Below are 24,093 nucleotides of genomic sequence, written 5' to 3' on the forward strand. Positions count from 1 at the left end.
TATGGCATTTAAAAATATACTCGTTGTCTGTGTCGGAAATATTTGCCGTAGCCCGATGGCAGAATATTTCCTAAAGACGAATTGCCCAAACCAACACATTGAATCTGCAGGATTGTCTGCAATGGTAGGACATCATGCAGATGAAAAAGCAATTCATTGTATGGACCAATTTAATATTGATATGCGTTCACATATTGCAAAACAGATCAATGCATCTTTAATTAAGCAAGCAGATTTAATTCTAGTAATGAGTACGAATCAGGCTCAGCATATAGAAAAACAATGGCCGTTTGCAAAAGGTAAGGTCTTTAGATTAGGCCACTGGCAAGGAAAAAATGTCCCTGACCCTTATCAACACGATCAAGACTTTTTTAATGAGTCCTGTAAAAACATAAGCAATTATGTTCAGGATTGGATGCCACATTTTTAATATAAATTATTGAATAATCAGTTGTTAAACTATGACTCAAACCTCAAAAACTGAAGATGATACTATTGATTTAAAAGAGCTCTTTTTTTCTCTGATTGCTCAATGGAAAATTATCGCTCTTTGCATCATATTAAGTTTAATCTGTGCCTTACTCTATATTCGCACCACACCTTCCATATATTCTACGGATGCTTTAGTTCAAGTCGAAGATGGCAAAAGTGCTGCGTCTGCTGCATTACTAGGCGAACTCAAAGAAGTCTCTGGTGGTCTTGGTCAAAAATCGCCTGCCGATGCAGAGATTGAGATCTTAAATTCTCGAATGGTGTTAGGCAAAGTGATTGACGACCTCAATCTGAACATCAGTATTCAAGATCAAAATAATAGCTTCTTTAAAAAACTTCTCTCTTCAGAAAAAGGCCAATTGAAATTTGATGGCCAAGGCGTTAGTTATAGCACCAAGCAAAATAATTTTTTAGTTAAAGAGTTCAGTGTTCCAAATTATTATTTAGATAAAAAACTGACTTTAGATTTCAAAGCAGACTCTAAATTTACCCTAAGTCATAAAGATAAAGTGATCTTTGAGGGTCGTTTAAATCAACTCAATCAATTTGTTGACGGCTATGGAGCTTGGAAAATTAATATTTCAAGTACACAGCCATTTGAACACGCTTTTATATTATCTAAACTCTCACTGCCTTCAGCTGTCAAAAACTTAAAATTAAATTATGGTGTAGCAGAAAAAGGGAAAATGACAGGTGTCATTGGTTTAAATTATGCTGGAGAAGATAAACAGCATATTACTAATGTGCTGAATCATATTTTAGAAATTTATCACCAACAAAATATTGAGCGTAAATCGTTAGAATCAAAACAAACCCTCAATTTCTTAGATCAACAATTACCTGAATTAAAGCAACAACTTGAACAATCTGAAATTAAATTTAATGAGTTTCGTGAAAAATACAATACGGTAGATGTCACTCAAGAAGCTGAACTCATGCTCAAGCAAAATATTGAACTTGAGAAAATGCGTATTGAGTTAAAACAGAAACAAGCCGAATTATCTGCTAAATATACACTTGATCATCCGTTGATGGCTGAAATTAATGCACAGGTAAATTCTTTAAATCAAAAGACTCAAGAATTAAACAAGTCTATTAAACAACTTCCAGAAACACAGCGCCTGTACTTACAACTTTATCGTGATGTCAAAGTAAATACTGAGCTTTATACATCACTTCTTAACAGCTACCAACAGCTCAAAATTGCAAATGCTGGGGAAATTGGTAATGTCCGTATCATCGATACAGCTGTTGAACCTGAACGACCAATCAAACCTAAAAAATTAATCATTTTGATTTTATCATTATTTGTAGGTGGTTTTATTGGTGTATTAATTGCACTTGTTCGCAACATGATGCGTTCAGGGATCAAAGACTCCACTCAAATCGAAAATGAGTTGGATCTGCCCGTGTATGCAACGGTTCCTCGTTCACCTGTACAAGAAAGCCGTATTAATATTTTAAAGAAGAAAAAGAATATTCCTATTCTGGCTGTTAAAAATAGTGATGATATCGCTATTGAGAGCTTAAGAAGTATGCGTACAGCCATTCATTTCGCGCTAAGCTCTGCCCGAAATAATCTAATCACAATTTCAGGCCCTGCGCCAGAAGTTGGTAAATCCTTTATCTCAACCAACTTAGCCACAATTTTGGCGCAAAGCGATAAACGTGTATTAATCATAGACGCAGACTTACGTCGGGGTTATTTACACAAGTATTTTAATCTCGACACACAACCTGGCTTAACAGAGTTACTCAATGGTCAACAAAGTTTAGAAACAGTCATTCGTCATACAGAAGTACCTGGCTTAAGTGTAATTTCTCGCGGGAAAAGTCCTGCGAATCCTTCTGAACTACTAAGCTCTAACCAGTTCAAAAATCTATTAGAGCAAATGTCAGAGAAATTTGATCATGTGATTATCGATACTCCACCAGTCTTAGCCGTGACGGATGGCATCATTATTTCTCAATACACAGGCGTTAACTTAGTGATTGCCCGTTATGCGAAAACACAAATGAAGGAGCTTGAATTGACCCTGAATCGCTTCGAACAAGCCGGCGTGAAAGTGAATGGATTCATTCTAAATGATATCCAGCGTTCAAGTGCAGGCTATGGCTATGGCTATGGCTATAACTATGCTTATGCCTATAAAGCCAATAAAGAATCAGACTAAATACATTCTCTAACCGATAAAAAGCCAGAACTTGATTTCTGGCTTTTTATTTTGTATGACAAACGTTTATATATTCAAATCCTTATAGTTTTTTTAAGGACTTCAGCATATATTAATTTGAAAATGTACTGGTGGTACAAAACACGTCATTCATGAAGTCTGCTAAGATGCTAAAAAACTTTTTGAATGTAATAGAATTAGGAAAAATTTCACATGAGTAAAGCCTTACCCATTGCTGTAGCTGTTATTCTAGGCGGTGCTGCACTTGTTCCCGTTTATTATGCATCTCAACACCCAGCTTCAGCCGAAGCCCAAGTTTCAAAAAATGCATCTGCCGTAGAAAAAATTAGCTATGCACTGGGTTATGAGGTTGCTCATCAAACTCCACCAGAACTCGATATTAACAGTTTTGTAACCGGTGTCCGTGCTGGTCATGCCCGTAGCCAACCCGCCTATACCGAAGAAGAATTAAAACAAGCCTATGAGCAGTTCCAACAAGAAATGCAGCAAAAGCAGGCCAATGATGCGAAGCAAGCACAAACAACCAGTGACAGCTTCTTAACTGAAAATGCGAAAAAACCTGGGGTGAAAACCACAGCGTCAGGCTTACAGTACAAAATTACGCAAGAAGGCACAGGCAAGCAACCCACTGCCAGCTCTGTCGTGACCGTGCATTACAAAGGCCAACTGGTCGATGGTAAAGTCTTTGATAGTTCACTTGAACGTGGCGAACCGATTGAGTTCCCTTTAAACCAAGTGATTCCAGGGTGGACGGAAGGTCTACAACTCATGAAAGAAGGTGGGAAAGCGACACTCTACATTCCTTCGAACTTAGGTTACGGCCCACAAGGTGTACCCGGCATGATCCCAGCCAACAGCACGCTTGTTTTTGATGTTGAACTGATCAAAGTAAAATAAGACAAGTCAATCAAAGGAGAGCTTTTGCTCTCCTCTTTTTATTGAGAATACGATATGAAAATTCAAACAACATTACTCTGCGGCTTGTTACTTTCTACACCTGTTTTTGCAGCGCCGATTAACAATAAAAGCAGCATCAACCAACAAGTCGGTTATAGCTTTGGCTATCTCATGGGTCGTAGCAATGCCGAATCAATTCAAGATCTCGATCTCGATGCTTTTGTGCAAGGGTTACGTGAAGCATCTAAAGGCCAAGCTGCGTCATTAAGCGATGAAGACATGGCGCGTGTATTGACCCAATATAAACGCCAAGCCGAGGCAAAACAGTTATTAGAAGTGAAACAACTGGCAGATAAAAATGCCAAAATTGGTGCAGCCTTTTTAGCTGAAAATGCGAAAAAAGCAGATGTAAAAACTACGGCTTCAGGCTTGCAGTATATGGTTTTACAACAAGGCCAAGGCAAGTCACCTAAGGCCAACAGCAAAGTCAAAGTCCATTATGAAGGACGTTTGATTGATCAAACTGTTTTTGACAGCTCGATTGCACGTCAGCAGCCTGCGGAGTTTCAAGTCAGCCAAGTGATTCAAGGTTGGACTGAAGGCTTACAGCTAATGAAAGAAGGCGCAAAATATCGCTTCTTTATTCCCGCTAAACTGGGCTATGGCCAAATTGGTTCAGGCGATGTGATTGAACCGAATAGCACCTTGATTTTTGATGTGGAACTGATTGAAGTGTTGCCAAAATAAGGTAGCAATGCAAAGATAATGCTATATACAAAATAAAAAGCCTGATCTTCGTGATCAGGCTTTTTATTAATTTCAATCTATTTTCAAATCAAGCACTGCTTATTTTTAAGTTAAGTGCTTCGCTTGTCTTTTGAAGCATAAAACAAAGAAGTACCTTGTTTTAGGCTTCATGTTTGAGGTGATGTGGTCTAAACCCAGTAAGGAGCAAACCAACCGCATAAGCCACAACGCCGACCACGCACAGCCCGATCACTTCGGAAACGCGAATCCACTGTGACACGTCACCCTTATACCAAGTCAATGCATACCACAAAGCCACAATCATTACGGCGTTAGAAATACCAAACTGGATAAACAGTTTTTTCCAGTGTACGCCAAAACGGAAAATATCACGCTTGTGTAGATAGAAATACAACATCCCCGCATTCACCAGAGCAGAACCCGAAGAAGCTAAAGCTAAAGCCATATGCTCTGCCTGCCAGTCAATCAGTTTAAAGAAGCCAATAAACACCACGTTTAAAATCGCATTTGCGGCAACGGCCATTAAACCGACACGGACTGGTGTTTTGGTGTCTTGCTTCGCATAAAATCCGGGTGCAAAGACTTTAATCAACATAAATGAAATCACCCCAGCACTCATACATTGCAGTGCTAAAGCCGTCATTTGTGTATCTTCAAGGGTGAATTGACCGCGTTGGAACAGGGCCTGAATAATGGGGGTCGATAACATAAACAGCGCGATACTGGCAGGCACCCCTACCAAAACAATGACCTTCGCAGCCCAATCCATCATGCCACGGAACTTCGACATATCTTGCTCTGCATGACGGGTCGACAAGGCAGGTAAAATCACCGTACCAATCGCCACCCCAATCAAGCCCAAAGGTAACTCAGTCATGCGTTCCGCACTGTACAACCATGACACTGAACCGTCTTGCATAAACGAAGCCCAAATGGTGTTCAGGAGTAAGTTGATTTGCGTGACAGAAACACCAAATAGCGCAGGCAGCATCAATTTCATGATGCGATCCACCCCTTCATGTTTAAAATCGACTTTCGGCGGAATCAGTAACTTTTTATGCCACAGTTCAGGAATTTGGATCGCCAGTTGCAATACACCCGCAGCAATCACCGCCCAACCGAGTGCCATAATTGGTTCTGCCATATACGGCGTCAACCACCATGCCCCCGCAATCATCGCAACATTCAGCAATACTGGTGAAAAGGCGGGCGAAGCAAAGGAACCATAACTGTTTAAAATACTGCTGGCAAATGCCGTCAACGACATAAACAATAAGTAAGGAATGGTGAGGCGGAACATTGAAACCGCGAGGTCGAACTTCTCTGGATCGGCATGGAAACCTGGTGCGTATATATATAGCACCGCTGGAGCTGCAACCATGGCAATGAAGGTTAAAGCCGTCATAACCGTCATCAAACAACCAAAGACACGGCTAATCAGAATCTGAACTTCCGCATGGGTACGCCCAGTTTTATATTCGGTCAGTACTGGAATAAACGCCTGTGAGAATGCTCCCTCAGCAAACAGCCGACGGAAGAAGTTCGGGATACGAAAGGCCACCACAAAGGTATCGAAATCTTTCCCCGCACCAAAGACATTTAGTAAGACAATGTCTCGTACCAAACCCAAGACCCGAGAAAGCATGGTCATTGCACTTACAATTACGGTTGACCGCCACAGCGCCATCGTATCCACCTAGTTTTTCATTTGCCGCTATTGTAATGAAACTTCAGCGATTATTTGATTGTTTAATGTTGTTGTTGGCTCTCAATTCATTGACTTTTTAACTGCTGCAAACGATTTCGATAGCCTAACCAATCAAAAAATGGTCCTGGATCGGTCTTACGTCCTGGCGCAATATCGGAATGTCCTGCCAAATGCTGCTGAATTTGAGGATAGGCCTGTTGTAAACAAGCCGTCACGTGTACCAATGTTTCATATTGGGCATCTTCAAAAGGCAAGTCATCACTGCCCTCAAGCTCAATACCAATCGAATAATCATTGCACTCTTTTTTAGCCAGATAGCTTGAGTGTCCTGCATGCCATGCACGGTCGTTAAAATTGACAAATTGTAAGACTTCGCCACTTCTTAAAATCAGTAAATGCGCTGAGACTTGCATGCCTTGAATGGTTCGAAAATACGGATGTACTGACCAATCCAACTGATTCTGAAAAAATTGTTCAATATAGCCGCCGCCAAACTGTGAGGGAGGCAAGCTGATATTATGGATGACAATCAGTTGAATCTCAGTATCAGCAGGACGTGCGTTAAAATTAGGCGACGGAATTTGTCTCGCTCCCAGCAGTTGCCCTGCTTGCACTTGAAACGACGGAATGACCTGCATATTTTTATTCCTCAAACCCATTGCGCCCTTTGGGCAATCTTTTTTAATGTCTCTCATGCTAAATCTTTCCCCGTCATTTCTCAAATTGCTCAGCATTTGATTCTGAAATTTTCACGCCTTTTTCAGGAAAAATGCTAATATATTGCGCAATTTTCATGGCTTCTATAAAGATACGGACAATCGGATGAGCATATCGCAGCAACTGCTTGAACAATCTATTCAACTGAATATTCAACAGGCATTACAAGAAGACATCGGTGATGGTGACATTACGGCACTTTTGACGCCTGAAGATGAACAAGCGACTGCGACCATTATTAGCCGTGAAGACATGATTCTTGCAGGTCAACCTTGGGTCAATGCATTAATTGCGGCTTTTGATTCCAGTGTGCAAATCACATGGCTAAAAAACGATGGCGATTTGGTTCTTGCCAATGAAACCATTTTTAAACTGGCGGGTTCAGCACGCAGCTTACTTACGGTTGAACGCCCTGCACTCAACTTTGTACAAACACTATCTGCTGTAGCCAGCAAAACTGCGGAATATGTCAAACAGCTCGATGGCTTAAACACCAAGTTGCTCGACACCCGCAAAACCCTGCCTGGTCTACGTATTGCCCAAAAATATGCTGTCGCGGTCGGCGGCGGTCAAAACCATCGTTTAGGTTTATTCGATGCTTTTTTAATTAAAGAAAATCACATCATGGCGGCAGGTGGCATTGCTCAAGCCATTGCCAAAGCGCATCAAATTGCCCCAGGCAAACCTGTCGAAGTCGAAGTTGAAACTTGGGCTGAATTAGACCAAGCCTTGGAAGCCCAAGCTGATATCGTGATGTTAGACAACTTTAGCCAGCAACAAATGATTGATGCGGTCAAGCATGTTGCAGGACGGTGTAAATTGGAAGCGTCAGGGAATATCACCATTGCCAACTTGCGTGAAGTGGCAACCACAGGCGTGGATTATATTTCGATGGGTGTATTGACTAAAGATGTCAAAGCAGTCGACCTTTCTATGCGTTTTAATGCTTAATTTCAATAGTTTATATTCAAACTACACACAATAAAAAACGCACTCTCAAGTGCGTTTTTTATTGGGTTAAAACTTACCAGCCCAGTGCTTGCTGTTGTTTTTTCACCAATTCTTGAATGCCCTTTTCCGCCATTTCTAACATGGCATTGCACTGTACACGGGTAAAGGGTTTATCTTCTGCCGTGCCTTGAATTTCAATAAACTCGCCAGCTTGGGTCATGACCACGTTTAAATCCGTTTGGCAGTTTGAGTCTTCTTCATAGCACAAGTCTAAAAGTACTTCGTCTTGGAAAATACCGACTGAAATGGCAGCCACTAAGCCTTTTAATGGATCTTGCTTAATTTTCTTTTTCTCAAGCAACGTATTCATCGCATCAATGAGAGCCACCGCAGCACCAGTGATCGCAGCAGTACGTGTACCACCATCCGCCTGAATCACATCACAGTCAATGGTAATGGTATTTTCACCGAGTTTTTTTAAATCCACCATGGCACGTAGACTACGACCAATCAAACGTTGAATTTCTTGAGTACGACCACTTTGCTTACCACGCGCAGCCTCACGGTCACTACGGGTATGCGTCGAACGCGGCAACATGCCATATTCAGCGGTTACCCAGCCCTGACCCTTGCCTTTTAAAAAGCGTGGTACGGAGTTATCAATACTTGCCGTACAAAGAACTTTGGTATGACCAAACTCAACCAATACCGAACCTTCCGCATAACGTGTGTAGTTACGAGTAATGGTGACATCACGTAATTGATCTAATGTTCGTTGGTCGATACGCATAATACGCCCTTCATCTGACTAAATAGGTTGGCGCATAGTATAGCAGAAGCAGACCCAAAGCATTTGTCTGACTGCATTGCATTTGTAATTGATCGCCTGCTTCCCTACCCATCCATATTCTTTGTTAAACTGGAGCTTAAAAGAGGCTGAGGCAATCATCTATGTCGATTCGGGAAGAACGTAAACAACAAAGCCGCCAAGCTTTGCTAAATGCTGCATTACAACTCAGCACCTCGGGACGTTCCTTTGCTCGCATTAGTCTCCGTGAAGTCACTCGGCAAGTGGGTTTAGTACCGACCGCCTTTTATCGCCACTTTAATGATTTGGATGAGTTAGGACTTGAACTGGTCGATCAAGCAGCGCTCCACATCAAAAGCATGTTAACCCAATTGGGGCAAAGCTATGTTTATGGTCCACATGCTACGATTGAGCACAGTTTAGATTTATTTTTTCATGCTGTAGAGCAACATCCTGAACAGTGGATTTTCTTGATTGGAGAACGCTGGGGTGGGTCAGCCTTGATCCGTGCTGCTGTTGAGCGAGAAATTGCCTTTTTAATCGATGACTTCGCCCATGAATTAACCCGTATTGAAAGCATGCAACATATTCATGACAGCGAAGACCTCAAAGTTTTGGCCAATATTTTAATGGATGCCTCCTTTAACTGGGCCATGCGCTGGATTGGTTTGAGTCGAGATGTAGCTCTCGAGAAACTCCAACAGCAGCAGGCTGCATTTAAACTGCAAACCATCGTGCAGATTCAACTCATGTTCCGTGGAATCTCCAATTGGCAACGACCATCTGCTCAAACCAAACACGCCAATCCGACCTTACATTAAGACGCTTGCAGACGTAATTTTTGCCGTATTACAAAATTTTTAATGCGCTTTACTCAAACTTGGATGCTTTTTCACTATCATAGAGCCAGTTTTTTCATCTGTAGCTCCTATGCGTTTTTTTCTTTTTTTAGCGGCGAGTGTCTGTATTGCCTTGGCATGGCTATTGCCCATTCATTATCGACCTTGGGTCACCTATACAGGTGAATTATTTGCATTTTTATCTTTATTTGCACTCTCTGCCTTATTTTTAAAAGAAAAACTCTTGCTCCCGAAAGTGAGCCTGCCGCTATTGCTGTTGAGCCTCGTGCCCTTCATTCAGTACGGTTTTGGCGAGCTGTTCTTTTTCAGCAAAGCACTGATGTGTGGCTTATATATCTTTGCATTCTGGCTGAGTATGGTTTTAGGTTTTAACCTGAGCCAAAAACCCTTGGAACGTGAGCAATTATTTAGTGGTCTGTGTAGTGTATTTTGGTCGGTCGGTCTGGTAACAGCGCTCATCGCCACTTGCCAATGGCTCAATATTGAACAGTACATTCCCGGTATGACCACTTTAAAAGGCGATCGTCCTTATGCCAACTTTGCTCAGCCGAACAATATGGCAAGCTTTCTGATGCTGTCCTTACTCGGCACACTGTACCTATTTGAAAAGAAAAAACTCAACTCGATTCTGCTATGCGTCAGTGCTGCATTGATGTTATTTGCGGTAGCCCTGAGTCAGTCCCGCACATCATGGGTCGCAAGTATCTGTGTACTGCTGTATTTGCTCTATCAGCAGTACAAGGGTGTGGTTGAACTGAAGTGGTATAGTGCCCTCGCATGGTTTGCGTTGTTCATTGCATTTACTGCGTTTATTCCACAGCTCAATCACCTGTTGGCTCAGCTGTCTAATGTCGAAGTGACCCAAACCCGTGATGCAGTTGCGCGAGCAACGGGCGATATGTCGCGTCTTGCTATTTGGCAACAGATGCTCCATGCCATTGCTGAACGACCTTGGTTTGGTTATGGTTGGCATCAAACTAGTGTGGCTTACACCCTAATCAGTGATCAGTTCCAAGGCCCAGTTTGGGTGAAAAGTGCGCACAACTTCATTCTCGACTTTATATTGTGGAATGGATTAGTGATTGCGATTCCATTTTTTGCCTATCTTAGCTATTGGGGCTATCAACTGCAAAAGCATGCGACATCACTCGAATCTGTGATTGGACTGCTGATGGTCGGTGCTTTACTGATTCACGGTATGCTCGAATTTCCGTTGTTCTACGCTTATTTCTTACTACCACTCGGGTTGATTCTAGGCATTATTCAATCCCAGCAAAAAATGAAAACGTGGACTTTACCGGGCTTTGCCATGCCGATCACATATACTGTTTGTGTGGTCTTGGTCGCACTGATTATTCGTGACTATGAGTTGATGGTACCAAAGCTGAATCAAGCTTCTCGTTATGAACAAACCCCTGAAAAGTTCACCAATCAAGATCACATTTTACTGCTGTCGGAGTTTAACCGCCGCATTGAATGGATTCAGTTAAATCCGTACAGCAAAGTCAGCCCTGAGCAAATACGTGACTATGAGGAAATGGTGCTAAACTACCCGATTCCCTATGATTTGACCAAATTTGCCAAACTCTTGGCCTTTAATGGCTATGAAGCCGAAGCTCATCATCAACTGTGGCGCTTAAAAACCTTAAGAAAAATTGAGCTGCGTTATGAGGATTTATTGCAGCCAGCATCAGCTGCGCAATAAACATCATTAATCCATAAAAAAAGCCTGCATCAGCAGGCTTTTTTAACTGATCAGCAGGCTTTTTAACTGAATAAGGACTTAAAACAGATTCAGCTTATTTTGCAACACGTTCTTTTTCAATCAAGTAATCCACGACTTGAGTCACTTTAGCATCTTCACCTTGCACAATATATTTACCATTCACCGTCACCGCAGGAACACCACTGAGTTGATAACGCTTGGCTAAGTCTTGTGCTTGTGCAATTTTTGAAGTAATCGCAAATGATTTATAAGTACTGTTAAATTTCGCTTCTGGAATACCAAACTGAGTATAGAACTTGGCTAAAGCAGGTTGCTCTAGAATTGGTTGATTTTGATCATGAATGGCATGGAATAACGTCAGGTGGGTCTTTTTACGTACACCTAAAGCCTCAGACACATAATAAGCTCGCGCCGCTTGTTCCCACACTGGATTCATGGCTGCTGGCGTACGCACAAAACGTACATCTTTCGGTAGTTTTTTCAACCAAGTCTGCATATGGGGTTCAAGTTTAAAACAGTGACCACAGCCATACCAAAAGAATTCGCGGACTTCAATTTTTCCTGGCACTTCCACCTGTACAGGTGTTGGTACGACGATATAATCCTGACCTGCCACAAAATTTGCAGCCAATGCGCTACCAGAAATAGCAAAAACAGCGGTTGCTAATCCACTCAAAAGGAGTTTTTTCATTGAACTTATTGTCCTCAAAATCATTATGATAAGTTTATGCAAATACTATAAATCAAATCTGCCAAATTCGTTTTCATTCTGTGAACTTTTTTCAGGCTTTTATCGCTTTTTCTAGAATAAACGCTACACTAAGCCCTATTGAACGTTTTAAATATCATGACTTAAATTGAGGTGCCGACGATGTCGCAACTGAATGTTGATCCACAAGAAATTGCCAAATTTGAAGCATTTGCTGCCATATGGTGGGATCAGCACTCGGAGTTCCGCCCTTTACATATGATCAACCCACTACGCTTAAACTGGATTGATGAACATGCAGGTGGACTCAATGGGAAAAAAGTTCTTGATGTCGGCTGTGGGGGCGGAATTCTAGCTGAAAGTATGGCACGTCGTGGAGCAGATGTGCTCGGCATTGATATGGGCGAAGCCCCCCTAAATGTGGCACGTTTACATGCAGAACAAGAAGGTGTTGAGCATATTGAATATCGCCAAATTCCAGTGGAGCAGCTCGCAGAAGAACAACCAGGACAATACGATGTCGTGACCTGCATGGAAATGTTGGAACACGTACCCAATCCTGCCTCAATCATTGAAGCCTGCCATAAACTGGTGAAACCAGGTGGTCATGTATTCTTCTCCACCATTAACCGTAATCCAAAAGCCTACCTGTTTGCTATTATTGGCGCTGAATATGTACTGCGTATGTTAGCCAAAGGCACTCACGATTATCAAAAATTCATTAAGCCCTCAGAACTGGCACATGATATTCGCGGCGCAGGGCTAAAACTGAAAGACATGACGGGTTTACATTACAATCCATTAACCAAACGCTATTGGTTAGCGCCAAATGTCGATGTCAATTATATGGTCTACACCGTCAAAGAAGGTGCTGCATGAAAGCCGTCTTATTCGACCTTGACGGCACACTGATCGACACTGCCGCCGACTTTATTCGCATTATTCAAGACATGTGCCGTGAAAAAGGCGTCGCTGTGGTCGATGCAGACCTGATCCGTAGCCAAGTCTCGGAAGGTGCACGGGCGATGGTGAAATTGGTTTATCCAGAACTGGAAGTCGAAGACCCGGTTTTTCTGGCACATCGTCAGCGTTTTTTAGATATCTACGGTGCCGATATCGCAGTAGATACTGACCTGTTTTCGGGCATGTATCCGCTACTTGAAAAACTTGAAAACCAAGAGATTCCTTGGGGCATCGTCACCAATAAACCGCGCTGGCTCAGTGAAGCATTATTAGATGCGCTGAATTTGACAGAGCGCTGTGCGGTTTTAGTCTGCCCAGAGGATGTCTCACAGACCAAGCCTGATCCTGAGCCGATGTATTTGGCTGCCAAGCACATCGCGATTGCACCTCAAGACTGTATCTATGTCGGCGATCATCCACGTGACATCGATGCGGGTCGTAATGCGCAGATGTATACCATTTTGGCGGCTTATGGTTATTTACCATTCGCGCACAAAGATGACTTAACAGCGTGGCAGGCAGATTGTATAGTGAAGACTGTGGCTGAATTGGACGATGTTATTCAATCTCTTGTGAGTCAAACTACACCGTCCAATTCACTGACTTGATCACAATTAAAAAATCAAAATAACGAGGAGGTAATGATGAAATATTCAGAATATCAACCTCGCCCCGATCTGCTCAAAGATCGCATCATCTTAATTACAGGTGCGGGCGATGGTATTGGTCGTGCTGCTGCATTAAGTTATGCCCTACACGGCGCAACTGTGGTGCTGCATGGACGTACCTTAAATAAGCTCGAAGTCATTTATGATGAAATTGAAGGCTTAGGTGCGCCGCAACCTGCAATTTTACCCTTGCAGCTGTCGAGCGCTTCTCCTCGTGATTATGAATTACTGGTCGACACCTTAGAGCGTCAGTTTGGGCGCCTAGATGGCATTTTGCATAATGCGGGCATCTTGGGTGAGCGCACAGAACTGGAAAATTATCCTGTCGATGTCTGGGATGATGTCATGGCTGTCAACTTGCGTGCGCCATTCGTTATGACTCAAGAGCTAATGCCCCTACTGAAAAAATCTGAGCATGCCTCCGTGGTTTTTGCCAGCTCAGGTGTCGGACGTGAAACGCGTGAACGTTGGGGCGCATATTCTGTGTCTAAGATCGCGATTGAAGCGGTCAGCCAACTGTTTGCCAAAGAAAATACCTCACCGAATATCCGCTTTAACTGTATCAATCCGGGGGCGACCCGCACTGCAATGCGTGCCAAAGCCTATCCCGATGAAGATCCAAAAACATTGCCAACACCTGAAAATATCATGCCTGCCTATCTGTACCTAATGGGCGATGATAGTTTACATATGAATGGTCAAAGTATTGATGCACAAGACTAAAATGTGTCATTCAAAAGGAAGCTTCGGCTTCCTTTTTTTATGCGTCAAACTGAAGCTTAGTCATCTGCAACATGATCTCAAGTTCAGAAAAGGTTGTCTTTTTTCAATTTTTGCGGATACTGATGCCCAACTCCATTTTTGAAGCATATGCCATGACGGACTTGAGTAACATCACTGTACAACCCACTGAAGATGGTATGGTTAGCCTGTTGATTGACCAACAGCCGATTTCAGAAAAATATGGAATGAAGTTTGAAGCCAGTATTGTGGAGGAACTTCAAGCCCTGGAAAATGGCGCCACACTTAAACTTTTCGACCAGTTTGTTTTTGCCCATACCGACTTGAACTTTGAACATAGCTATCACTACGTCACGGTCATTGCTAAGAATGATGAACAATATAAAGCAAAGAAAAGCTTTGTTTATCGCATCAAAATTGACGGTCAGCCCGACATTGAGCATGCCATCAGCAAAAATGGTGAACCGATGACTGCAGCCGATGTACGTGAATTTATCCAAGCGCATGTACAGAAATCATTGACTGATTATACCGACCTCAACTACGCCTATTGACATACTCCCACCACCAAACTAAGAGTTATGGTGGGGGAATCTTTGCGACCTATGCAATCAAATTGATTACACCTTTCGATGCCACACTTGCGCTGACAAGTATTGTGGCATAGGAACTCTTTACACAGCACGAAGCCCTAGTGCATCAGCTAAAGCGAAATTACGGATATTTATACTCGCATTCACATCACGATCTTCAACCAAATTGCAATTTGGACATTCAAACAATCTGACACTTAGCGGTAACTTTTCCATCTTATAGCCACAGCAAGAACAAGTTTTTGAACTTGGAACAAATCTTCCAATTTGTAGAATATTCTTGCCAAACCATTTTGCCTTGTATTGCAATATCGTAAGAAATTGACCCCAAGCTACATCTGAAATAGACTTCGCTAATTTTCGATTCCTTACCATGTTTTTAATTCCTAAATCTTCTACTGCATACGTGGTCGCTTGGTTTTCACAGATCAAGTGATGCGTTAGTTTATGATGTAGGTCTAAGCGTTGCAAACGCACTTTTTCATGGATGAATGCAACACTTAACTTTTGACGCTGATAATTCTTAGATTCTTTCTGTTTTCGGGCAAATATCTTTTGCTGTATAGCTAAGCGGTTTTGAGCCTGCCGTAAGTGTCTTGGATTTTCAACTTTATCACCATTAGATTGAATGAGCATGTGATTCAAACCCATATCAATTCCAATAGTTTGATCGGGTTGAACTGTTGTTGGTGCAACAAGCTCTAACTCAGACTCAACTAAGATAGAAGCATAATACTTACCTGTTGCTGTTTTGCTAATGGTGACAGTTTTAATTTTCCCATCAAATGTCCGACTAAATACAGTTTTTATCCCTTTAATTTTAGGTAGATGTAGTAAACCATGCTCAAAGCTCACCGTTGCGTGCTGAGGGCATTGATAAGACCGTTGAGGTACTTTCTTGGATTTGAACCGTGGATAGCCAACAATATGACTCAATGGGCGTTTTTCATCAAGTTTTGGCTTGTAGCCTTTAATTTTCCTGAATTCAATCTTGCCTTTCTTCAATCGCTGAAAAAAATTGTTATAAGCAGTATGCAGGTGAAGTAATCCACTAAGAAGTGATTGACTGTTTACTTCATTCAACCATTCAAATTCAGGTTGCTTCTTCATTGCAACCAATTGGTCTTGAATATCCTTTTTTGATAATAATTTTTGAGTTTCTGAATGGACTTTGGTTTGAAGAGCTAAAGCCCAATTGAAAATAAAGCGAGTGCATCCGAAGTGCTTTTCAAACTGCACTTTCTGTTGAGAATTTGGATAGATGCGATATTTATACGCTTTCAAAAAAGGTTGTTTCATAGTTATAATTTAACAAATTAATTACTTAGTGTAAATATAATGAAATCACATTATCACTGTGTTTATAAGCTCACATATCATTTAGTGTTAGTAACAAAATATCGCAAGAAATGCCTTTCAAATGAAATGCTCAATCGGCTTGAAGAAATCGTAAAAAAGAACTGTGCCGATTGGGAAATTGAGTTGCTTGAGTTTAATGGTGAAGCTGACCATATTCATTTATTACTAGAAATGCACCCGAATATCATGCCAAGCAAATTCATTAACAATCTAAAAACAGTGTCAAGCCGACTGATACGCAAAGAATTTGAGGAAGAACTAAAACCGTATTATTGGAAGCCTGTACTTTGGACGAGAGCATACTGTCTACTTACAACAGGCGGGGCTACAATTGATGTAATTCGGGAATATATAAAAAATCAAGAAAGACCTGAATAACGAAAAGTCGTGCTATCCATCACAATCTAAATCACAGATTATAGATGGAGAATTTCGCACAGTTAGTTAAGCCGAATCAGCCAAGCTGAAAACTCAGCTTGGCTAGTTGGATATTTTAAATCGTATTTTTAAATTATTTTAATAAAAATATTCGGTTTTTAAGATCAATATTTCCTATTTATCATTCTGATTGATCAAGAATTGAAAATAAGGATGCAGCATGGCTGATTTGCAACGTAAACATGACACCATTCGTCATATCCATAATTTACAACTACCCGAAAGCCTGATTTGTGCTTTGGAGGATGCCAAACAAGCTGAAGCAGTGGTTCATTCAATCGGTTCATTACAACATCTAACGCAGCAGTGGAATTAAATAATGCACTATAGTCAAATCACTATAAAACCAATACAAATAAGTCAATGAATTATTTCGAATTTTTTAGAATCCTGTATGGATAATAAAGTAGTTTGACTATATGCATTCTTTGACAAAGGGAGATCTGAGCCCTCAAAATGAGTCAAAAATCAGAAGATACAGACTGTTTGCTTTGGACTTTAGCGCAATTGATGATTTAATTCAGGCTTAGAATTGGGCATAATCTTCTTAATATCTCTGCATTTGTTAATAAATACCCAATTCATCTTCACAGTTTCTCTGCATTTTTTTCGTACATTATAGGAAAGAATGTACTTACCTTAATGAGGATTCAACATGAAAAAGATTTTGACAGTATTGGCAATCTCTTTCAGTGCTTTGATGGCAAGCAGTCTCAGTACCGCTGCCCCTCAGTTTGACCACGATCATCCACGCTATGGCAATGAGCCACGCGGACGTGACTTTCGCGATTCAGGTAATGACGATCAGCAAGATCGTCGACGTATGCGCGAAGAGCGCGGTGTCAAACGTTTACAACAGCATAAATGGCAACAAGGTTATGTCATGCCACAGCATTACCGTGGTAACGGCTATAAAGTCGAATATAAAGACCATAATCTTCCAAAGCCAAACAGAAACCAGCAGTGGTACAAAATCAACAATGACTACATCTTAGTCGACGCAGACAGCAACAATATTCTGCGCATTATGGGGCTTTAATCTGCGCTTCATTTTGTACAACTCCTCGACATTATTCTTGAGACCTGAATCAACACCCTTTCACCCGCTTTAGTACGACTGCATACTCCTCTTAAGAGACCACAGTCAGGCACAGCATGGAAGGCGTTGTTTCAGGTTTTTTTATGCGCCAAAGCTTTTGTTTGAAAACATTGCAGAAAAACAACAATCTCCTCAGTCTCTTCATACATTTCACAATTCACCTAAATAGCCCTCACGCTTTCTCTAGAGTTATTCGCTAATTTTGAATGATCGAAACAAGACTAATACTGGACGAAAGCAATGAAAAAAATTCTGACTGCAATCACGCTCTCTTTAGGCGCACTCATGGCCACATCTGCAATGGCAGCACCACAGTACTATGACCGCTCGCATGATCATGACTCACGTTGGGATCATCGCGATGACCGCCGTTGGGACAATAACAACCGCTACCAAAACAAACGTGTTAACCCAAGCCGTGACTGGCGCTCAGGTCAAACCTTACCACGAGGCTATGACTCATCGCGTTACCATGTCAGTGACCGCGAAGCACGTCGCCTACCCAACACTGGACGCTACCAACAATGGTATAAGGTCAATGGTGACTATGTTTTAGTCAATGAACGTAATAACCGTATCCTGCGTATTATCGGTTAATTCTGACTTGTGTCGCAAAACCGATAGAACACCTGAACGTTGCTTCAGGTGTTTTTCTATTTAAGACTTCCTCTTCTGCATTTTTTGATTAAAATCATGCTAAGCAGTTCATTTTGAGACAGGCATGCAAACGAATTCGATCGAAACACATCACAGTACAACTTTGCAGTATGTGCATTGGTTTCGACATTCTGCGCCTTATATCAATGCTCACCGTAATAAAACCTTTGTGATTATGTTCGATGGTGAAGCCGTTCAGCATGATAACTTTCAACATATTATTCACGACATTGCCCTGCTGCATTCACTCGGGATTCGCCTGATCTTGGTGCATGGAGCGCGTCCGCAAATCAACCACAACTTAAAACAAAGCCAACTACAAACGCCATTTCATCAGTATCGTCGCGTCACCACCCGAGAATCTTTGGGCTGTGTGATGAACGCGGTGGGCTCGATTCGTTTGCAAATTGAAGCCTTACTGTCGATGGGACTAGCCAACTCACCGATGTACGGCGCACGCATTGATGTGGTTTCAGGGAATTTTGTCACAGCCAAGCCCTATGGCATTCGCGATGGGGTCGATTTTCAGTTAACCGGCGAAGTCCGTACGGTCGATACCGATGCCATTCAACGCCATTTGGATAATCACAATATTGTGCTGCTCGGGCCAACAGGCTATTCCACCACAGGCGAAGTATTCAATCTTCTGGCTGAAGAAGTGGCGACCCGCACAGCGATTCATCTTAAAGCAGACAAATTGATTTTCTTGGGTAAACAACATGGTCTGCTCAATGAACATGGTCAGTTGCAACGCGAAATTTCGCCACACAAGCTCGATGCACAAATTGAAAAATACCAAGATTCGAATCCAGACATTGCGGTACATTTACGCGGTGCCAAAAAAGCCTCGACGCACGGCGTCCATCGCGTCCATCTGATTTCCTATGCTTATGATGGTGCCTTGGTTGAGGAGCTCTTCACGCGTGATGGTTCGGGCACTATGATTACCGATGCCCATTATGAAGAAGTCCGTATGGCCAACATTAAAGATGTCGGCGGACTGATTAACCTATTACGCCCACTTGAAGAAGAAGGCATTTTGGTTTATCGCTCACGTGAACGTCTTGAAAACGAAATTGGTCAATTTGCGGTAATTGAACGTGATGGCATGATCTTGGCCTGTGCTGCGCTCTACCCACTGCCAGCGGCAGAGGGTGAAATCCGCAGTGCCGAAATTGCCTGTGTCGCAGTCGATCCTAGCTATCGCAAATCTAATCGCGGTAGCCAAATTTTGCATTATCTCGAAGGTAAAGCCCGCAGTATGGGCATTCAACAGTTGTTTGTACTGACCACACGTACTGCACATTGGTTCTTAGAACATGGCTTTGAAACGGCCAATGTCGATGAACTTCCCAATGCACGCCAAGCCTTATACAACTATCAGCGCAACTCGCTCGTCTTTAAAAAGCCACTTTAAGTGGCTTTTGCAGGATTATGGATATCTTTATTTCTCATATCTTTATCTAGAAAACACCGCAAAAATCGCTCAAATCTATATTGCGTGAAACACTAAGCTTATTCCAAAAATAAAAATACCTTTTAAATAATAAATATCAATCAGTTAATCTCAATAAATTTTATATTTTATGTTTTTTATATTGCTGTTTTTTGCATAAGTTTTGCACTTTTGTTTTTATCTTTTTTTTTCATGTCTAAAGCCCGATTTCTTATTTTTTCTGAAAAGAAATGCCCATTAGCGTATGTGTTCACCAACTCACTCACCTTATTTATTTGGAGTTATGAAACACATGAGCACTTCTCGAGCACAGTTCTGGATCAAAACAAGCGTTCTTTCTGCAGCAGTCGTGGGTGCCATGATGTTATCTGGATGTGGGAAAAAAGAAGCTGAAACCGTCACACTGAATATTGGCTTTCAAAAATATGGCATTTTGCCCATCGTCAAAGAGCGTGGCACTTTAGAAACGGTGCTTAAAGCACGAAATGTCCAAGTCAAATGGGTCGAGTTTCCTGCAGGTCCACAACTCCTCGAAGGTTTAAATGTCGGCAGTGTGGTCTTTGGTGAAGCAGGTGAAGCGCCTCCAATTTTCGCACAAGCTGCAAATTCGAACTTGGTTTACATTGCCAACCAACCTGCTGCACCTAAAGCAGAAGCACTGATCGTACAAAAAGACTCAAAGATTCAGAGCATTCAAGATTTAAAAGGCAAACGGATCGCACTCAACAAAGGTTCAAATGTGCATTACCTGCTACTTAAAGTATTAGAAGCGAATAACCTCAAACTTTCTGATATTGAAGCAGTCTATCTACCCCCATCAGATGCACGTGCTGCGTTTGAACGAGGTGCAGTCGATGCATGGGTCATTTGGGATCCCTTCTTTGCGGCCGCTGAACATCAAATTTCGGCACGTGTGATTGCTACTGGAGAAAACTTGGTCAGTAATCATCAGTTCTATTTGGCCGATCGTAAGTTTGCGGAAGCTCACCCAGAAGTCTTAAAAACAGTCGTGAAAGAATTAAATACCACAACACAGTGGGTTAAACAAAATCAACAACAAGCTGCCCAGTTGTTAGAAAAACCGACAGGCTTGCCTTTAGACATTTTACAAACCTCGATTGGTCGTATGGGCTTTGGCGTTCAACCCATTTCAGCCGAAGTCGCAAAAAAACAGCAGTACGTTGCCGATGCTTTCTATCAACAAAAACTCATTCCAAACAAGCTGAATATTGACGCTGCCATTATTAAATAAAAATATAGAGATCATTATGAAAATACTGAAAACAGTTTCCAGTATTGGCATCGTTAGCTTGAGTCTTGGACTGGGGGCATGCCAAAAGCAAGACACGGCAGCAACAAATATTTCTGAAAAGCAGGCAGCAGATCCAGTTAAAACCCTGTCGATTGGCTATCAAAAGTCGTCGTTGAACCTGTTGGTCGCACGTGAGCAAAAATTATTTGAGCAACAATTTCCTCAAGCCAAAATTGAATGGAAAGAGTTCCCCGCTGGCCCACAAATGTTAGAAGCATTATCCGTTGGTGCTGTCGATTTTGGTGCAGTGGGCAATACCCCACCGATCTTTGCCCAAGCTGCTGACAAAGCACTCAGTTATGTCGGCTACGAACAAGTACCCGCTAACTCTCAAGCCCTGTTAATTCCTAAAAATAGTCGCATTGGTTCAATTCAAGCCCTAAAAGGCAAACGCATTGCCGTTCAGCGTGGCTCAAGCGCGCATGAGTTGTTGGCGAAAGTCTTACAAAAAGCAGGACTCAGTTGGCAGGACATTCAACCAATTTGGCTGCCCCCTGCGGATGCGCGTGCCGCGTTTGATAAACAATCCATCGATGCATGGGCCATTTGGGAACCCTACCTCAGTGCAGCAGAGCAGGATGCACATGCCAAAGTCTTGATTGATGGCACAGCATTTCCGCAAACCTATTCTTTTTATATTGGCAACCCCAAGTTCATTCAGACTTATCCTGAGGCCACCGCTCAGTTCATTCACGGGCTGAATCAGGCCGATCAATGGGTGCTAAAAAACCAACCGCAAGCACTTTCCGTCTATACCCAAAGTACAGGTTTACAGTCCTCTATTGCCCAACGCGTCATCGACAAACGTCTGAAGCCTTCACCAATTCAAACCCTGACGCCTGAAGTGGTGCAAGCCCAACAACAAATTGCAGATTTGTTCCAACAAGTCCAGCTCATTCCGAAACACATTCAAGTTCAAAGTACCGTTTGGGTTGCACCGAGCAAACCTTAAACGACTCTATCTAAGGATTTTTAAAATGAAAATTTTCTGGTTTATCCCAACTCACGGTGACAGTCGCTACTTAGGTACCAGCAAAGGTGCGCGTCAAGTGGACCATGCCTATATGAAACAGATTGCTGTTGCCGTGGATAATTTGGGTTATGAAGGTGTGTTGATTCCAACAGGTCGTTCATGTGAAGATCCATGGTTGACCGCAGCCAGCCTGATTGATGCCACAAAAAAATTAAAATTCCTAGTTGCACTGCGTCCAGGCGTGACCACTCCGGCACTGGCTGCACGGATGGCAGCCACCTTTGACCGTCTCTCCAATGGTCGGGTTTTATTGAACTTGGTGACAGGTGGCGATGAAAAAGAACTGCAAGGCGATGGTGTTTATGAAGACCACTCCACTCGCTATAAAACTGCCAATGAATACGTCAAAATTTGGCGTGAGATTTTAACCCGCTCCCATACAGGTGAAAGCTTTACCTTTCACGGCGAACGTCTAAACGTAGATGATGCCAAACTGCTATATCCACCTGTGCAACACCCCTACCCTCCACTTTGGTTTGGCGGCTCATCGGATGATGCTATCGAGTTAGCCACTGATCAGGTCGACACTTATCTGACATGGGGTGAACCTCCTGCTGCTGTTAAAGACAAAATTGACGCTGTCCGTGCCAAAACCGAAGCCAAAGGCCGTACGCTCAACTATGGCATCCGTCTGCATGTGATTGTGCGTGAAACCAATGAACAAGCATGGCAAGCGGCGGAAGAACTCATCCAATATGTCGATGATGCCACCATTGCTGCGGCACAGGCTAAATTTAAGAGCATGGACTCGGTCGGTCAACGTCGCATGGCTGAACTACACAATGGTGACCGCAGCAAACTTGAAGTGTCCCCAAACCTTTGGGCTGGCGTAGGTCTGGTTCGTGGGGGTGCAGGTACGGCATTGGTCGGCGATCCTGAAACGGTTGTAGCCCGTATTCAAGAATATGCCGACTTGGGCATCAGCACCTTTATTTTCTCAGGCTATCCACATCTTGAAGAGTCGATTCGTTTTGCCGAGTTGGTGTTTCCACTCCTGCCGCTCGAAACTCAAGCAAAGTTAGCACAACCAAATTTAACAGGCCCCTTTGGTGAGATTGTGGCAAACAACTACACACCCGATGAAAACAAAAAAACAAAAGTGATTCAGGAGCCTGCCTAATGTCCAAAATCGGTTCAGTGCAAACCCTCCAGCAAGAAAAGGTTTCACGTGGAACTCAGTTAGGGCAGCTATTGCTGCCTTGGCTCTTTCCTATCGGCTTGATTGTGCTTTGGCAAATTGCCTCCAGCACGGGACTTTTAGAAAGTTGGATTTTACCTGCACCAACGGCGGTGGTTAGCGCTTTCTGGAACTTGCTGCTGAGTGGAGAGCTTTGGAAGCATGTGCAAGTCAGTGCAGGCCGTGCCTTACTCGGCCTATTGGTGGGTGGGGGTCTAGGTCTATTTCTGGGTTTGTTAAATGGTTCATCGAAAACGGCGTCAACTCTGCTCGACACCACTCTACAGATGATCCGAAATATTCCTGCACTGGCACTTATTCCGTTGGTGATCTTATGGTTCGGGATTGATGAAACCGCTAAGCTGTTTTTGGTCGCGGTCGGGGTGTTTTTTCCCATTTACATCAACACCTATCACGGCATACGTTCGGTAGATCCACAACTGATTGAAATGGGGAAAAGCTATGGTTTGACCCGTTGGCAACTGTATAAAGAAATTATTTTACCGGGTGCGATGCCTTCTATTTTAGTCGGTCTACGCTTCTCACTGGGTTTGGTATGGGTCCTGCTGATCGTTGCCGAAACCATTTCAGCCCAAGCCGGCATCGGTTATATGACCATGAATGCACGTGAATTTTTACAGACTGACATCGTTTTGGTGGGGATTTTACTGTATGCCCTACTTGGAAAATTGGCTGATGTACTGGCCGTCACATTAGAAAAATACCTGCTGCGCTGGCATGCAGGATACCAAGAATAAGGAGTTTG

At 42.6% G+C, this 24,093-nt stretch carries 25 protein-coding genes; 20 read left to right on the forward strand and 5 right to left on the reverse strand.

The window, feature by feature from the left end; translation table 11 throughout:
* Position 1 precedes the first annotated feature (1 nt).
* The 4 genes from AC4CUZ_RS03360 (at position 2) to bamJ (AC4CUZ_RS03375) (ending at position 4,331) form a co-directional block, all read left to right on the forward strand.
* Entirely contained in the window at positions 2-430 is a 429-nt protein-coding gene (locus tag AC4CUZ_RS03360; RefSeq protein ID WP_201706990.1) for a low molecular weight protein-tyrosine-phosphatase, read from the forward strand.
* Positions 431-461: 31 nt separating this feature from the next.
* Positions 462-2,666, forward strand: a complete 2,205-nt coding sequence (locus tag AC4CUZ_RS03365) for a polysaccharide biosynthesis tyrosine autokinase (RefSeq protein ID WP_490747234.1) — start codon at positions 462-464, stop codon at positions 2,664-2,666.
* 213 nt (positions 2,667-2,879) lie between these two features.
* Positions 2,880-3,584 (forward strand): BamJ family beta-barrel-assembly machinery protein, encoded by a 705-nt coding sequence (gene bamJ / locus AC4CUZ_RS03370; RefSeq protein WP_490747235.1) that lies wholly within the window; start codon positions 2,880-2,882, stop codon positions 3,582-3,584.
* 54 nt (positions 3,585-3,638) lie between these two features.
* On the forward strand, positions 3,639-4,331 hold the full coding sequence (gene bamJ / locus AC4CUZ_RS03375) for a BamJ family beta-barrel-assembly machinery protein (RefSeq protein WP_005401609.1): 693 nt from the start codon (positions 3,639-3,641) through the stop codon (positions 4,329-4,331).
* 160 nt (positions 4,332-4,491) lie between these two features.
* Here the strand turns inward: bamJ (AC4CUZ_RS03375) and murJ are convergent, their stop codons facing one another.
* Both murJ and ampD read right to left on the reverse strand, forming a co-directional pair.
* Positions 4,492-6,048 (reverse strand): murein biosynthesis integral membrane protein MurJ, encoded by a 1,557-nt coding sequence (gene murJ, locus AC4CUZ_RS03380; protein WP_490747236.1) that lies wholly within the window; start codon positions 6,046-6,048, stop codon positions 4,492-4,494.
* Between the two features lie 77 nt (positions 6,049-6,125).
* The gene (gene ampD / locus AC4CUZ_RS03385; RefSeq protein WP_490748044.1) at positions 6,126-6,698 is read right to left on the reverse strand and encodes a 1,6-anhydro-N-acetylmuramyl-L-alanine amidase AmpD; all 573 of its coding nucleotides are present in this window, start codon (positions 6,696-6,698) and stop codon (positions 6,126-6,128) included.
* Between the two features lie 184 nt (positions 6,699-6,882).
* Here ampD and nadC point away from each other — a divergent pair, with 184 nt between their 5' ends.
* Positions 6,883-7,728, forward strand: coding sequence for a carboxylating nicotinate-nucleotide diphosphorylase (gene nadC, locus AC4CUZ_RS03390; protein ID WP_490747237.1), 846 nt, complete (start codon positions 6,883-6,885; stop codon positions 7,726-7,728).
* Between the two features lie 73 nt (positions 7,729-7,801).
* Here the strand turns inward: nadC and rph are convergent, their stop codons facing one another.
* Positions 7,802-8,518: a ribonuclease PH gene (gene rph, locus AC4CUZ_RS03395; RefSeq protein ID WP_004684198.1), complete on the reverse strand. Its 717-nt coding sequence runs from the start codon at positions 8,516-8,518 to the stop codon at positions 7,802-7,804.
* Between the two features lie 161 nt (positions 8,519-8,679).
* On the opposite strand from rph, the gene AC4CUZ_RS03400 reads away from it, so the two are divergent.
* Positions 8,680-9,357 carry a TetR family transcriptional regulator gene (locus AC4CUZ_RS03400; protein WP_279701243.1) on the forward strand — a complete coding sequence of 226 codons (678 nt, stop codon included), beginning with the start codon at positions 8,680-8,682 and terminating at the stop codon, positions 9,355-9,357.
* A gap of 109 nt (positions 9,358-9,466) precedes the next feature.
* Positions 9,467-11,101 carry an O-antigen ligase family protein gene (locus tag AC4CUZ_RS03405; RefSeq protein WP_490747238.1) on the forward strand — a complete coding sequence of 545 codons (1,635 nt, stop codon included), beginning with the start codon at positions 9,467-9,469 and terminating at the stop codon, positions 11,099-11,101.
* A 94-nt stretch (positions 11,102-11,195) separates the two neighbouring features.
* Here AC4CUZ_RS03405 and AC4CUZ_RS03410 read toward each other — a convergent pair whose 3' ends face one another.
* The gene (locus AC4CUZ_RS03410; RefSeq protein WP_490747239.1) at positions 11,196-11,813 is read right to left on the reverse strand and encodes a thiol:disulfide interchange protein DsbA/DsbL; all 618 of its coding nucleotides are present in this window, start codon (positions 11,811-11,813) and stop codon (positions 11,196-11,198) included.
* Positions 11,814-11,993: 180 nt separating this feature from the next.
* Between AC4CUZ_RS03410 and ubiG the strand changes: the two genes are divergently transcribed.
* From ubiG to AC4CUZ_RS03430, 4 genes are all read left to right on the forward strand, one after another.
* The gene (gene ubiG, locus AC4CUZ_RS03415) at positions 11,994-12,710 is read left to right on the forward strand and encodes a bifunctional 2-polyprenyl-6-hydroxyphenol methylase/3-demethylubiquinol 3-O-methyltransferase UbiG (protein WP_490747240.1); all 717 of its coding nucleotides are present in this window, start codon (positions 11,994-11,996) and stop codon (positions 12,708-12,710) included.
* Positions 12,707-13,402 (forward strand): HAD family hydrolase, encoded by a 696-nt coding sequence (locus AC4CUZ_RS03420; RefSeq protein WP_058868597.1) that lies wholly within the window; start codon positions 12,707-12,709, stop codon positions 13,400-13,402. Before ubiG ends, AC4CUZ_RS03420 begins: the two co-directional genes overlap by 4 nt.
* 36 nt (positions 13,403-13,438) lie before the next feature.
* Positions 13,439-14,185, forward strand: coding sequence for a YciK family oxidoreductase (locus AC4CUZ_RS03425; protein WP_005401600.1), 747 nt, complete (start codon positions 13,439-13,441; stop codon positions 14,183-14,185).
* A gap of 152 nt (positions 14,186-14,337) precedes the next feature.
* Entirely contained in the window at positions 14,338-14,757 is a 420-nt protein-coding gene (locus tag AC4CUZ_RS03430; RefSeq protein ID WP_026056511.1) for a hypothetical protein, read from the forward strand.
* 120 nt (positions 14,758-14,877) lie between these two features.
* On the opposite strand, the gene AC4CUZ_RS03435 is transcribed toward AC4CUZ_RS03430, so the two are convergent.
* Entirely contained in the window at positions 14,878-16,095 is a 1,218-nt protein-coding gene (locus AC4CUZ_RS03435; RefSeq protein ID WP_436905660.1) for an RNA-guided endonuclease TnpB family protein, read from the reverse strand.
* Between the two features lie 39 nt (positions 16,096-16,134).
* On the opposite strand from AC4CUZ_RS03435, the gene tnpA reads away from it, so the two are divergent.
* From tnpA to ssuC, 9 genes are all read left to right on the forward strand, one after another.
* Complete coding sequence (tnpA, locus tag AC4CUZ_RS03440) at positions 16,135-16,533, forward strand: IS200/IS605 family transposase (RefSeq protein ID WP_490747241.1); 399 nt, start codon at positions 16,135-16,137, stop codon at positions 16,531-16,533.
* Between the two features lie 220 nt (positions 16,534-16,753).
* Complete coding sequence (locus AC4CUZ_RS03445; protein ID WP_490747242.1) at positions 16,754-16,909, forward strand: hypothetical protein; 156 nt, start codon at positions 16,754-16,756, stop codon at positions 16,907-16,909.
* A 339-nt stretch (positions 16,910-17,248) separates the two neighbouring features.
* A complete protein-coding gene (locus AC4CUZ_RS03450; protein ID WP_004684183.1) occupies positions 17,249-17,632 on the forward strand; it encodes an RcnB family protein in 384 nt (127 codons plus the stop codon).
* A 300-nt stretch (positions 17,633-17,932) separates the two neighbouring features.
* Positions 17,933-18,289: an RcnB family protein gene (locus AC4CUZ_RS03455; protein WP_184119194.1), complete on the forward strand. Its 357-nt coding sequence runs from the start codon at positions 17,933-17,935 to the stop codon at positions 18,287-18,289.
* A 124-nt stretch (positions 18,290-18,413) separates the two neighbouring features.
* Positions 18,414-19,766: an amino-acid N-acetyltransferase gene (argA, locus tag AC4CUZ_RS03460; RefSeq protein WP_490747243.1), complete on the forward strand. Its 1,353-nt coding sequence runs from the start codon at positions 18,414-18,416 to the stop codon at positions 19,764-19,766.
* 331 nt (positions 19,767-20,097) lie between these two features.
* Positions 20,098-21,057: a sulfonate ABC transporter substrate-binding protein gene (locus tag AC4CUZ_RS03465; RefSeq protein WP_490747244.1), complete on the forward strand. Its 960-nt coding sequence runs from the start codon at positions 20,098-20,100 to the stop codon at positions 21,055-21,057.
* A 16-nt stretch (positions 21,058-21,073) separates the two neighbouring features.
* Entirely contained in the window at positions 21,074-22,069 is a 996-nt protein-coding gene (locus tag AC4CUZ_RS03470; protein ID WP_490747245.1) for an aliphatic sulfonate ABC transporter substrate-binding protein, read from the forward strand.
* 25 nt (positions 22,070-22,094) lie between these two features.
* On the forward strand, positions 22,095-23,270 hold the full coding sequence (gene ssuD, locus AC4CUZ_RS03475; RefSeq protein WP_490747246.1) for an FMNH2-dependent alkanesulfonate monooxygenase: 1,176 nt from the start codon (positions 22,095-22,097) through the stop codon (positions 23,268-23,270).
* Positions 23,270-24,085 (forward strand): aliphatic sulfonate ABC transporter permease SsuC, encoded by an 816-nt coding sequence (ssuC, locus tag AC4CUZ_RS03480; protein ID WP_490747247.1) that lies wholly within the window; start codon positions 23,270-23,272, stop codon positions 24,083-24,085. The genes ssuD and ssuC overlap by 1 nt, the downstream gene beginning before the upstream one ends.
* Positions 24,086-24,093: the final 8 nt, after the last annotated feature.

This window comes from Acinetobacter sp. 789_lipA (genome assembly GCF_058242845.1).